Source organism: Cupriavidus sp. SK-4 (assembly GCF_000611125.1).
Classification (GTDB): domain Bacteria; phylum Pseudomonadota; class Gammaproteobacteria; order Burkholderiales; family Burkholderiaceae; genus Cupriavidus; species Cupriavidus necator.
The window spans coordinates 20628-32481 of sequence record NZ_JFJW01000168.1 but is presented as its reverse complement, the minus strand read 5'-3'; the positions used below and the strand labels follow the sequence as shown (position 1 = coordinate 32481).

At 63.9% G+C, this 11854-nt stretch carries 10 protein-coding genes; 7 read left to right on the top strand and 3 right to left on the bottom strand.

All coding sequences use genetic code 11. The features are described from left to right. The first annotated feature begins 321 nt into the window (after positions 1-321). A complete protein-coding gene (locus CF68_RS32170; RefSeq protein ID WP_035827038.1) occupies positions 322-1560 on the top strand; it encodes a hypothetical protein in 1239 nt (412 codons plus the stop codon). Positions 1561-1882: 322 nt separating this feature from the next. Here the strand turns inward: CF68_RS32170 and CF68_RS32165 are convergent, their stop codons facing one another. The 3 genes from CF68_RS32165 to CF68_RS32155 form a co-directional block, all read right to left on the bottom strand. Next, positions 1883-2413: a cysteine peptidase family C39 domain-containing protein gene (locus tag CF68_RS32165; RefSeq protein WP_235205960.1), complete on the bottom strand. Its 531-nt coding sequence runs from the start codon at positions 2411-2413 to the stop codon at positions 1883-1885. A gap of 379 nt (positions 2414-2792) precedes the next feature. Next, positions 2793-3701 (bottom strand): DMT family transporter, encoded by a 909-nt coding sequence (locus CF68_RS32160; protein ID WP_035827033.1) that lies wholly within the window; start codon positions 3699-3701, stop codon positions 2793-2795. A gap of 110 nt (positions 3702-3811) precedes the next feature. After that, entirely contained in the window at positions 3812-5131 is a 1320-nt protein-coding gene (locus tag CF68_RS32155; RefSeq protein WP_035827031.1) for an MFS transporter, read from the bottom strand. A gap of 177 nt (positions 5132-5308) precedes the next feature. Between CF68_RS32155 and cyoA the strand changes: the two genes are divergently transcribed. The 6 genes from cyoA to CF68_RS32125 all read left to right on the top strand — a co-directional run bounded on the left by cyoA (position 5309) and on the right by CF68_RS32125 (position 11712). Further along, positions 5309-6346, top strand: coding sequence for a ubiquinol oxidase subunit II (gene cyoA, locus CF68_RS32150; RefSeq protein ID WP_035827028.1), 1038 nt, complete (start codon positions 5309-5311; stop codon positions 6344-6346). An 81-nt stretch (positions 6347-6427) separates the two neighbouring features. After that, entirely contained in the window at positions 6428-8431 is a 2004-nt protein-coding gene (cyoB, locus tag CF68_RS32145) for a cytochrome o ubiquinol oxidase subunit I (RefSeq protein ID WP_035827026.1), read from the top strand. Continuing rightward, on the top strand, positions 8424-9080 hold the full coding sequence (cyoC, locus tag CF68_RS32140) for a cytochrome o ubiquinol oxidase subunit III (protein ID WP_035827024.1): 657 nt from the start codon (positions 8424-8426) through the stop codon (positions 9078-9080). Before cyoB ends, cyoC begins: the two co-directional genes overlap by 8 nt. Next, positions 9077-9502, top strand: coding sequence for a cytochrome o ubiquinol oxidase subunit IV (gene cyoD, locus CF68_RS32135; RefSeq protein WP_035827022.1), 426 nt, complete (start codon positions 9077-9079; stop codon positions 9500-9502). The genes cyoC and cyoD overlap by 4 nt, the downstream gene beginning before the upstream one ends. A gap of 57 nt (positions 9503-9559) precedes the next feature. Next, on the top strand, positions 9560-10546 hold the full coding sequence (locus CF68_RS32130) for a hypothetical protein (RefSeq protein ID WP_035827021.1): 987 nt from the start codon (positions 9560-9562) through the stop codon (positions 10544-10546). Positions 10547-10719: 173 nt separating this feature from the next. Beyond that, positions 10720-11712, top strand: coding sequence for a tripartite tricarboxylate transporter substrate binding protein (locus tag CF68_RS32125; RefSeq protein ID WP_035827018.1), 993 nt, complete (start codon positions 10720-10722; stop codon positions 11710-11712). Positions 11713-11854: the final 142 nt, after the last annotated feature.

Sequence of the window (11854 nt, the reverse complement as noted above, 5' to 3'; positions counted from 1 at the left end):
ACGGGCTCAGATAGAGTGAACACGCCCTAGTGTCTTCAGGTTCATGGCGGACTCTCCGTTTGGGCATGCGCGAATCGCCCCCGGAGTTCAGCAAGCTCAAGGCTCGGTGTCTATCTCGTTTCGATGACAATCGCTGCCCCATGGCGTTTCATTTCCTATACATACTTTTTTTTGCAGTCGCACGCCATTCCGCATCGCCGCAGCTCGTCCATAGAGCCGATTTTTCATTCCGATTCCGCCAGCTAGATTGACCTCATCGTTGGCGCGGCCAAAGCCATCGAATTTCGCGTGCTCAAAAGGCCAAGGAAAGGGGGTCCATCCATGAAACGCATTCACATGAAGCTGGCGGCCTTGCCGCTCGCCTGTCTCGTCATCACGGTCGCAGGTTGCGGGGGAGGCGGGGGCGACTCGACGTCTACCACTGCCGCCACCACAGCACCAGGCACCGGAACGCCAACGTCGCCAACGTCGCCAACGTCGCCAGCAACGCAGACCGCGGCCAGCAGCAGCGCCATGCTGTCGGGTACCACCGATCCCGGGCCCGAGATCGGCAAGGACGGGGACTTCTACCTGAATACCGTGACCTGGATGCTGTTCGGGCCCAAGGCAAACGGCGTGTGGCCGGCAGGGGTTTCGATCGCGGGTACCGGCAATACCGGGGCGGCCGGGAACACCATCCTGTCCGGCTCGGTCGATCCGACCGACAGCGTCGGCAACAATGGCGACTACTACATCAATACCTCCACCTCGACCGTGTTCGGGCCCAAGGCAAACGGCACGTGGCCGCCGGGCGTCCAGATGGGTGGCGGCACCGGGTCGGGCACCGGCGGCGGCGTCGTCCTGACCGGCGCGGGGGCGCCATCCAACAGTGTCGGCAACAATGGCGACTACTACCTCGACACCAACACCTGGACGCTGTATGGGCCCAAGGCCAATGACGTGTGGCCGGCAGGAGTCACGCTGGTCACCCAGCCGGGCGGCAGCGGCGGCACCGGCGGCTCCGGTGGCGGCACTGCAGGCAATGGCGGTCACATCCTGTACGGCAGCGGTGCGCCGACCGATGACATCGGCGTCGATGGCGACTTCTATTTCGACACCACGACCGGGACGCTGTACGGTCCCAAGGCGGGCGGCAAGTGGCCGACCTCGGGCGTGACCGCAGGGACAGGCACCGTCTACAACGGCAACTTCAACGTGCCAGACACGCTCAGCCGCGGCCACTATGTCATGACCGGCGCCGGCGGGGCGGTTCCCTTGCCGACGGACTTCGGCGTCGTGATCCCCTACGATTGCAGCAAGGTCACGCTCACTGCCACCACACTCGGCAAGGTGCGGGGAACGCTGGACATCTCGGTGCACAAGGTGACGGGGTCGGGCGCTTCGGCAGCCATCACGCCCCTCAACGATCTGAGCTGCAAGATCACCAACGGCCTGCAGAGCTGCAGTGAGGAGGTGCCGTCCGGAACCATCAACCACAACGACAAGCTGCAGGTGCAGGTCGACAACAACCAGGCCACCGAGTGGGGCGGCCTCGCCGTCAACCTCGCCTGCGTCAAATAAGCCGGTTGGATGGAGGCGCGCGTCTGTCTCGGGGGAGGCAGACGCGCAACTGAGCGGAGGCAGGGCAAATTGTCCTGCCTCCTTTCATTTTTTCCGTGGTGCCTGGCATGGTGAACGACTGCGCGTAGCCCGTTCGGCTTGACTTGTTGGATGTGCTGATCGCGGAGGGCCCCGGCGGGGTTGAGCGAGGACGTCGGCCACCGCTACGACGTGCGGTTTCCGTTCAACATGAGCTATCAGTGGGGATCTGGCGGAGCAGTTCGGGCAACACGTCGGCATCGCCGACGTCCTGATGCGTCATCAGCGCCGCGCGGGGCACTGACTAGCCACCAGCGCGGGCCACATCTTCAGGTGGCAGCCTGCCCCGCAGGCATAGTGCCCTGAATGTCGCGGCAAGCAGCCGCTCCCAACGGCGCCGCCGTGATGGCCGCATCGCGTCGCCGGGCAACAGGCACGGCTGTGCCGGCTCCGTATCGGCTGACATGTCCGCTTGCAGCGCAGGCTGCGCGAAGACGGCGTGCCCGCTGTACTGGGCCAGCAGTTCCTCGCGGCTGACTTCCTGCACCCCACCGCCCCAACCTGGCAGGGCAACGAGAAACCGCCCGTGCTCGCAGCGCTGCAGCAGTACGCACGGCCTGTTCCTGTCCAGCAACAGGATGGCCGGTATCGAGGTATCCGGGATATCGTCGAGCTCGCGCTGCGCCAGCCGGGTCGACAAGCCGGCGCGCGCCGCCGCGGCGCAGAGCAGCGGCAACGTCAGGGCCTGCCCGTCCAGCGGCAGCCCATCCAGCAGGACCGCTGAAGGCACCGTCCGTTGCAAGGCCCGGTTCAGCAACAGCAGGCAGCCCAGCATCGGATCGTCCGCACCCGTGAGCCGGCTCATTGCGGCAGGAGGCTCCCGGCGGCCAGCCATGAAAGACAGGCCGGAAGTGCCGGGATGCACAGTGGGCGCTGTCCTGGGTTGCTGTGTGCGCCGCGGTGGCGCTGTTTCAGCTTCGATGTCTTTTGCTGGCGCCTCGCATAGTGCAAGGTCAGCCGACGCATGTCGTCCGCGCGGATTCCGTTCACCCATGATTCCCCCCGGCTTCAGTGGTGTGAGCTCTACTGCGAGGGTAGTGCACCAGGGGGCGCGAGCCCATCATGCAAACAGGCTAGTGCGGCCGCGGCAAGACTGATTCAGGATTGATACGCCCGGGGCATGGCTGTTCCCTGGCGTGGCCCGGCGGCGCCCCTCAACGCCGCTGCGCCAGCCAGATCCCCGCCGCAATCGCGGCCAGCCCCACTGCGTGGTACCAGCGCGGCCAGTCGCCCAGCAGCAGCGTGGACAGCAGCGCGGCGAATACCGGCGTCAGGGTGATAAAGAACACCGGCAACTGAGCGCCCGCGCGGGCGATGGCGCGGTCCCAGGCAAAGTAGGCGAGCAGCGAGGGAATGGTTGCTACATAGAGCAGGATGGCCGCGACCTTGCCGTTCCATTGCAGGGGCTGGTCCAGCGTCATCAGCTCCCATGCCGTCACGGGAGCGCTTGCCAGTACGCCGGTGACGATCTGCGCAAACAGCAGCACGGGCAGGGGCATGGCGGGGCGCTGTTTGCGCAGCAGCCAAGTGTAGCCGCTCCAGGCGATGGTGGCGGCCAGCATGAACAGGTCGCCGGCAACCAGGTCCAGCTGGGCGAGCCGGCCCAGCTCGCCGCGTACCAGGACGAAGGTCACGCCTACCATGCACAGCAGCGCCCCGGCGACATGCCATGGCTTCACCCGTTCGCCAAAACAGATCGCGCCGATCACGATCAGAAACAGCGGCGTGGATGCGCCGATCAGCGTCACGTTGATCGGGGTCGAGGTGGTCAGCGCCAGGTACTGCAAGGCGTTATAGCTGGCGATCGAAAGCACGCCCAGCGCGGTGATCACGCCGGCGTGCCGGCGCAGTGCCGCGCGGTGCTCGATCACGCCGCGCCAGGCAAAGGGTGCCAGCAGCAGCCCTGCCAGCACCCAGCGCACAGAGTTCAGGGTGATGGGCGGCACCGTGCCGGCGGCCAGGCGGCCGACGATGGCATTGCCGGCCCAGCTCAGTGGCGGGAACGCAAGCAGGAACAGCGTTGTCCAGTCGATGCGTCCAGTGGTGTTGCTGCTTGCGTGCATGGGGATGGGGCGCTTGTAAAAAGCGCATTATCCGCCATGAATGGCGCCGGGCGCCTGGCGCCAAGATCCAGGGGGAATGTGTCATGGCCTTGCGCAGGCCATGACCGCAGTCATTGGTCAGGTGTCCCGAGCGCGCGGCTGATGCGCAACGCTCCCAGGGTCCCGATCACGCCAGACAGCAGGTAGAGGCTGACCGCTGCCAGCCCGAACAGCGAAGACAACCCCAGCGCCACCAGCGGCGCAAAGGCGGCGCCGAACAGCCAGCCGAAGTCCGTGGTCAGGGCGGCCCCGGTGTAGCGGAAGCGGCGTTCGAAGTTCGACGTCACCACGCCCGCAGCCTGCCCGTACGACAGGCCCAGCAGGCCGAAGCCGGCCAGGATGAAGATGTCCTGGCCGGTGGCGCCGCCACCAAGCAGCCACGGCGTTGCCAGGCTGAAGATGCCGATCAGCACGGCCATTGCCGACAGCGTGGTGCGCCGGCCGATGCGGTCCGCTATCCAGCCGGATAGCAGCGTGCCGATGAACGCGATGAAGCCGCCCACGATCTGCACGGCCAGCACATCGGAGATGTCCTGCGTGCGGTGCAGGATCACCCAGGAGAGCGGGAACACCGTGACAAGGTGGAACAGCGCATAGCTGGCCAGCGCGGCAAAGGCCCCCAGGAAGATGTTGAAACCTTGCGCGTTCACCATCTGCAAGGTGCTGATCGGCTCCAGCTCGTCTTCTTCGAGCAGCTGCGTGTACTCATGGGTCACCACCAGGCGCAGCCGTGCAAACAGCGCCACGACGTTGATGGCGAAGGCCACGTAGAACGGATAGCGCCAGCCCCATTCGATGAATTCAGGCGGGGTCAGGCTGGCATGCAGGAACAGGTACAGCGAACTGGCGATGATAAAGCCGGTGGGCGCGCCGAGCTGGCCCACCATCGCATACCAGCCGCGCTTGTTCTCCGGCGTGTTGAGCGCCAGCAGCGACGGCAGCCCGTCCCACGACCCGCCGAATGCAATGCCCTGCAGGAAGCGGAACAGCGCCAGCAGGTAGATCGACGCGGCACCGATCGACGCGTACGACGGCAGGAACGCAATCCCCACCGTGGCCGTGCCGAGCAGGAACAGTGACGCCGTCAGCTTGATGCCCCGGCCCCAACGCCGCTGGATGCGCATGAACAGCGCGGTGCCGAACGGGCGCCCGATGAATGCAAACGAGAAGATCGTGAAGCTGTAGAGCAGCCCGGCCAGCTCGCTAGCGAACGGAAAGTAGACCGCAGGGAAGACGAGCACGGAGGCGATGCCATACACGAAGAAGTCGAAGTACTCCGAGGCTCGTCCGATCACCACCCCCGTGGCGATTTCGGCGGGTGCCACCTGGTGGTGGCCGGGCGCCGGAGGTGCAGTCGGCGATGCTCGATGCTGGTGGGTGAGGCTGGCCATCGTCAAGTCTCCTTCTGGCAGGAGTGCGTCGATACTGCACATGGAGCCGACCTCATTCCGATGAAATTGGCTCTTAAGTCTCGCACTGACAAGAATAGCGCCTAAACTGCCATAGAAAAACGAAAGGTGGGTTCGCCGGCAGTTTGCCGATATTCCTCAGACGCCACTTCCGAGACTATGGGCCGCTTCGACTCTGTAGTGCCGCCAAGACGTGTGCAGGGAAGACTACTGCTGCGGTGTGCCGCTGCCGTCATGCTGGCGTGCCTGGCCGGTTGTAACGCAGTGCTGCTTGCGCCATCCGGAGACATGGCCGTGCGCCAGCGCGACCTGATCATCATCGCCACCTGCCTGATGTTGCTGATCATCGTTCCGGTGATCATCCTCACGCTGCTGTTTGCGTGGCGCTATCGGGAAAGCGCAACCGACGCGCCCTACAACCCCGACTGGGACCACTCCACGGTGCTTGAGCTGGCGATCTGGGCCGCGCCGCTGCTGATCATCATTGCGCTGGGCGCCGTGACCTGGGTCAGCACCCACCAGCTCGATCCCTACCGTCCGCTGACGCGGATCGAACCAGGCAGGCCGGTGCCGGCGGACGTGAAGCCGCTGACGGTGGAGGTGGTGGCGATGGACTGGAAGTGGCTGTTCCTGTATCCCGAGCAGGGCATCGCCACCGTCAACGAACTGGCGGCGCCGGTCGACCGTCCCATCGCCTTCCGCATCACCGCCACCTCGGTGATGAACGCATTCTTCGTCCCGTCGCTGGCCGGCATGGTCTACGCCATGCCCGGCATGGAAACCAAGCTGCATGCCGTGATCAACAAGTCCGGCGTGTATGAAGGCTTCTCCGCCAACTACAGTGGCGCGGGCTTCTCGCACATGCGCTTCAAGTTCCACGGGTTGTCGAACCAGGACTTCGAGCGCTGGATCCAGCAGGTCAAGTCGTCGGGCCAGGGACTGTCCACGGACACCTACCTCAAGCTCGCGCAGCCCAGCGAGCGCGATGCGGTGCAACGCTATGCCAATGTGGCGCCAGGCCTCTACGACCTGATCCTGAACCGTTGCGTGGGCGGCGGGCGGTGCATGGCAGACACCATGGCGCTTGACCGCAGCCGCGGAAAATTCGATCCGTCCGGCGAGATCTGCACGGCGCGCAACACCCCGACTACAGCGCCCGTGTTCGCGCGCAATGACGGCCGGGTGCTGCTGCAGTAATGCGCGGATTCAACTCTTCCCTTGCGGTACTGGCCAGCCCCATCGGCCATGGTTGGTTAATTCAGGCCCCAGGTGACAAACATGCCCGAGCGCTCGGAACTCGCCAATTTGATCTTCGGCCGTCTTTCGTGGGAGGCCTTCCCGCTGCATGAACCCATCCTGCTCGGCACCTTCATCGTGGTGGTGCTCGGCGGGGGCGCATTGGTCGCGGCGCTCACCTATTACCGCCTGTGGGGCTACCTGTGGCGGGAATGGTTCACCAGCATCGACCACAAGAAGATCGGCATCATGTACGTGATCCTGGGCATCGTGATGCTGCTGCGGGGCTTTGCCGACGCGGTCATGATGCGCATCCAGCAGGCCATCGCGTTCGGCGACAACCTTGGCTACCTGCCGCCGCACCACTACGACCAGATCTTTACCGCACACGGCGTGATCATGATCTTCTTCGTGGCCATGCCGCTGGTCACGGGGTTGATGAACTTCGTCATGCCGCTGCAGATCGGCGCCCGCGACGTGGCCTTCCCGTTCCTGAACAACTTCAGCTTCTGGATGACCACGGGCGGTGCCATCCTGGTCATGATGTCGCTGTTCGTGGGCGAGTTCGCGCGCACCGGCTGGCTGGCCTATCCGCCATTGTCCGGCATCATCCACAGCCCTGACGTCGGCGTCGACTACTACATCTGGGCGCTGCAGGTGGCCGGGGTAGGGACCTTGCTTTCCGGGATCAACCTGCTTGTGACCATCGTCAAGATGCGGGCGCCCGGCATGACGCTGATGCGCATGCCGATCTTCACCTGGACCGCGCTGTGCACCAACGTGCTGATCATCGCCGCGTTCCCGGTGCTGACCGCGGCGCTGGCCCTGCTTGGGCTGGACCGCTACGTCGGCACCAACTTCTTCACGACGGAGCAGGGCGGCAGCGCCATGATGTACGTGAACCTGATCTGGATATGGGGACATCCGGAGGTGTACATCCTTGTGCTTCCCGTGTTCGGGGTGTTCTCGGAAGTGGTTGCCACGTTCTGCCGCAAGCGCCTGTTCGGGTACGCGTCGATGGTCTACGCCACGGTGGTGATCACCGTGCTGTCGTACCTGGTCTGGTTGCACCATTTCTTCACGATGGGATCGGGGGCCAGCGTCAATTCGTTCTTCGGCATCACCACCATGATCATATCGATCCCGACCGGTGCCAAGATCTTCAACTGGCTGTTCACGATGTACCACGGCAAGATCCGCTTCGAGCCGCCGATGCTCTGGACCATCGGCTTCATGGTCACGTTCGTGATCGGCGGCATGACCGGCGTGCTGCTGGCGGTGCCGCCTGCTGACTTCTCCTTGCACAACAGCCTGTTCCTGATCGCGCATTTCCACAACGTGATCATCGGCGGCGTGCTGTTCGGCCTGATGGCGGGCATTACCTACTGGTTCCCGAAGGCATTCGGCTATCGGCTGGTCTCGTCCTGGGGCAAGGCATCGTTCTGGTTCTGGCTGGTCGGCTTCTACTTTGCGTTCATGCCGCTGTACTGGCTGGGGCTGCATGGCGTGACCCGGCGCATGAGCTATTTCGAGGACGCAACGTACCAGGTCTGGTTCCAGCTGGCTGCGTTCGGCGCCTTGCTGATCGCCATCGGCATTGCCTGCTTCCTGGTCCAGCTGGTGGTCAGCTTCATCCACCGCGAGGAGCTTCGGGACCTGACCGGCGATCCGTGGAACGGCCGCACGCTCGAATGGTCGACCTCATCCCCGCCGCCGCAGTACAACTTTGCCTTTACGCCGGTGGTGCACGATACCGACGCCTGGTGGCACATGAAGCAGAATGGCTACGCGCGGCCGCAGCAGGGCTTTATTCCGATCCACATGCCGAAGAACACCGCGGCCGGCATCGTGCTCGCGGGGTTCTCCACGCTGTGCGGCTTCGCGTTGATCTGGCACATCTGGTGGCTGGCGGCGGCATCGTTCGCGGCGACGATCATCGGCGCGATCATCCATACGTTCAACTACAAGCGCGACCATTACCTCCCGGCCGACCTGGTGGTCCAGACCGAAGCGGCGCGCACACAACGGATGGCAGGCCATGGCTGACACGACCTTTCCCAACCATGTGACCGGCACCGGCGCCGCGGACGTGGCCCCGCCGGGGGGCTACCAGTTCTACCTGCCCGAAGACCATCACCCGCAGAACGGGACGCTGCTCGGGTTCTGGCTTTACCTGATGAGCGACTGCCTGATATTCGCGTGCCTGTTCGCCGCCTATGGCGTGCTGGGCCGGGAGTATGCGGGGGGACCGAGCGGGGCAGAGCTGTTCGAACTGCCGCTGGTGGCTCTGAACACCTCGTTCCTGCTGCTGTCGTCGATCACCTACGGCTTTGCCATGCTGCAGATGCAGCAGAACCGCATCGCCGGCACCCAGATCTGGCTGGCCATCACGGGGGTCTTCGGCGCGGGCTTCCTGGCGGTCGAGCTTTACGAGTTCGCGCACCTGATCAATGAGGGCGCAGGGCCGCAGCGCAGTGCGTTCCTGACCTCGTTCTTTGCGCTCGTCGGCACCCACGGGCTGCACGTGACGTGCGGCATCATCTGGCTGATCGTGCTGATGACCCAGGTGGCGCAGCACGGGCTGATCACGGCCAACAAGCGCAGGCTGATGTGCCTGTCGATGTTCTGGCACTTTCTCGACGTCGTCTGGATCGGCGTCTTTACCTTCGTCTACCTGATGGGATCGTTGCCATGAGCGCGCACGACGAAACGCTGGACAGCCACGGACGCAGCCACGGGCATGACGAGGAAGTGGGGCCGCACGCGACGCTGGGCGGATACCTGACGGGCTTCGTGCTGTCCGTCTTCCTGACCGCGATCCCGTTCTGGCTGGTGATGGGAAAAGTGTTCGACAAGTCGTCCACCACCGCCATCGTCATCCTGCTGATCGGCGCCGTGCAGATCGTGGTGCACATGATCTACTTCCTGCACATGAACGCCAGGTCGGAGGGCGGCTGGAACATGCTGTCGCTGATGTTCACGCTGGTGCTGGTGGTGATCACGCTGACGGGCTCGCTTTGGGTGATGTTCCACCTGAACAGCAACATGATGCCGACCATGCAGCACGAACGCACCACGGACGCCGGCACGGCGATCGTGCCGCCCAGGACCAAGTAGGCACAGGCCCACGCAGGCGGATGGGTTCCCGCCTCATTTCCGTTCACGGAGCCTGGCATGCGCGCAACGCGCCTTGTCGCGGCCCTGTGCCTGGTGCTGCTTTCCGTGCCGGCTTGCGCGCAGCGGCTGGCCGTGGAGGTCGAGAACTTAAGCACGCCAGGCCCATGCGCGGAAGAAGACAACGTCTCGTTCTCCCTGTCCGCCGCCGCGGTTGGCAGGTTCCGGATCCAGGCATTGCATCCCCCCTACGTCAACGCCATCCGCATTGACAGCTCAGCGCCGGATTTCTCCGGGTGCAACTTCGGCAAGACGCCTCACCCGACTGATCCCCGCCATGTCTTCGTGCCGCGCACGGTCACCCTTCATGACGACAGGAACATTGCCATTGTCGGCATCACGTTCGCCAGCTTCTGGCGGCCGAATCGGGTGCCGGTCACGGTAGCGGGCAGGGCCGATGCCGGTTTTCACCTGATCCAGGTGTTTCGGAAATCAGGCCGGACGCGTTCCGAGGTCCTGGTGCTCTATCCCGCCGATGGCTACTGGCGGGCGAAACCGTTGCCGGCCCGCCATCTGGGTGTCAATGCCTATGGCTCTTCGTTCCTGCTGGGGCCGGTAGAGCAGGAAGGGCGCCCGGTGGTCAACATCGCGCGGATAGAAATCGAGCCGCAGCCCTTGGCTTTCAGGCTGCATTTCACGGGCGGAGGCCAGGCAACGGTCACGATCACTGACATCAGCGATACACGTACTGCGCTCGATGTCCGGTTCCTGCCGGCCTACGATGCCAAACGCCCGTTCGCGATGCTGCGCTCCATGTATGTTGCCGACGACAACGCAGACGCGAGCGAGGTCACCTGGACCACCGGGCCGGCTGGTGTGGCCATCAGGAAGCCGGTGATGGCAGTCACTTCAATGCAGGCGACCGCGGTGCGATTCGGCCGTACGGTCCGGTCGCGTCACAACACCAGCGCCCCCGACTTTTTGTTCGATGCCTTCGAGGCGCCTGAGACGGAGGGCACGGCGCCAACGGGCAAAAAGCCCGACTGAATCGAGTCCGACATCCTCACGACCAGCCAAATATATTCATGTCGACAATAAAAAAGACGACTGCTATGATTTGCGCACGATAGCCTGAGCCGGTAGAAATCGCTTGCCGCACAGTGGTGGGGCTGGCAGCACTTTTCAGGCTGGGAAATAGTCGAGAGAACATGGGGACGACGATGTCATCACTGAGAAAGCTGCTCGCCATCACATTGTGCGCAGAGGCAATCATTGCCCTGTGCGCGCCGGGGCCGGTGCAGGCGCAGGAAGCCTGGCCCGCACGCCCGATTCAAATGATCGTTCCGTCGTCTCCCGGGTCGGGAACCGACGCGCTGGCGCGGGCCATGGCGCAACGCCTTTCCGAATCGCTGAAGCAGGCCGTGGTCGTGGAGAACCGGCCGGGCGGCAGCGGGGTGATCGGGACCAATGCCGTCCTCAAGGCGGCGCCGGATGGCTACACGATTCTCTACACAACCGCATCCAACATGGTGGTTGCGCCGGCCGTCATGAAGTCCGTATCCCAGGAGGCAAGAAAGAGCCTGGTGCCGATCGCGCAGACCGCCGCGGGTGGGGTGTTGCTGCTGGTGAGCCCTGATCTGCCGGTGCACGACTTGCCAGGACTGATCGAGCTGGTGAAGGCGAATCCGGACAAGTACAGCTATGGCAGTTGGGCCACCGGCTCGTCCGCGCACTTGACGATGGAATGGCTGAAGAAGCAGACCGGCATGAAGACCGAGCACGTCGCATATCGGACATCCAGTCAACTGCTCACCGAGCTCTCCTCGGGGGTGCTGAAGATCGGCTGGACCGATCCCAGCGTGGCGGTTCCGTTCCTGCGCTCCGGGAAGGTGCGTGGCATTGCCATTGTCGGAAACGTGCGCTCGCCACAGCTTGCCAACGTCAAGACCCTGAGTGAACAGGGCTACAAGTTCAATACGGTGGGATGGTTCGGCATGTTCGCGCCGGCCGGAACCAGTCCGGCGATCGTGAAGCGGCTGGCCGATGAGGCCAACAAGGTGCAGGCATTGCCGGAGATCGCGGCGCTGATGAAGAAACTGAACTTCGAGCCACCTCCGGTAAAGACCTCCGCGCAATTGGGCGAGATCGTCCGGAATGATCTGCAAGTCTGGACGAAGATCGCCAACGACGCAGGGATCAAGGTCGACGAATAGGCGCTGGCGCACCTGCTCCAGCGGACCTTTGTCATAAGAAGGAAAGTTCAAGGCGTGCAAGGTAAAGCGGAACGTTGCGCCTTGCCAGAGGATTCAATCGTCGCTAAAGACACTCGCTCACGCCGCGATCTGCAGGTGGACG

Excerpts from the sequence above, each read along its gene's own strand:
- CF68_RS32170 (WP_035827038.1), top strand. The coding sequence starts at position 322 with ATGAAACGCATTCACATGAAGCTGGCGGCCTTGCCGCTCGCCTGTCTC.
- CF68_RS32165 (WP_235205960.1), bottom strand. The coding sequence starts at position 2,413 with ATGCTGGGCTGCCTGCTGTTGCTGAACCGGGCCTTGCAACGGACGGTG.
- CF68_RS32160 (WP_035827033.1), bottom strand. The coding sequence starts at position 3,701 with ATGCACGCAAGCAGCAACACCACTGGACGCATCGACTGGACAACGCTG.
- CF68_RS32155 (WP_035827031.1), bottom strand. The coding sequence starts at position 5,131 with ATGGCCAGCCTCACCCACCAGCATCGAGCATCGCCGACTGCACCTCCG.
- cyoA (WP_035827028.1), top strand. The coding sequence starts at position 5,309 with ATGGGCCGCTTCGACTCTGTAGTGCCGCCAAGACGTGTGCAGGGAAGA.
- cyoB (WP_035827026.1), top strand. The coding sequence starts at position 6,428 with ATGCCCGAGCGCTCGGAACTCGCCAATTTGATCTTCGGCCGTCTTTCG.
- cyoC (WP_035827024.1), top strand. The coding sequence starts at position 8,424 with ATGGCTGACACGACCTTTCCCAACCATGTGACCGGCACCGGCGCCGCG.
- cyoD (WP_035827022.1), top strand. The coding sequence starts at position 9,077 with ATGAGCGCGCACGACGAAACGCTGGACAGCCACGGACGCAGCCACGGG.
- CF68_RS32130 (WP_035827021.1), top strand. The coding sequence starts at position 9,560 with ATGCGCGCAACGCGCCTTGTCGCGGCCCTGTGCCTGGTGCTGCTTTCC.
- CF68_RS32125 (WP_035827018.1), top strand. The coding sequence starts at position 10,720 with ATGTCATCACTGAGAAAGCTGCTCGCCATCACATTGTGCGCAGAGGCA.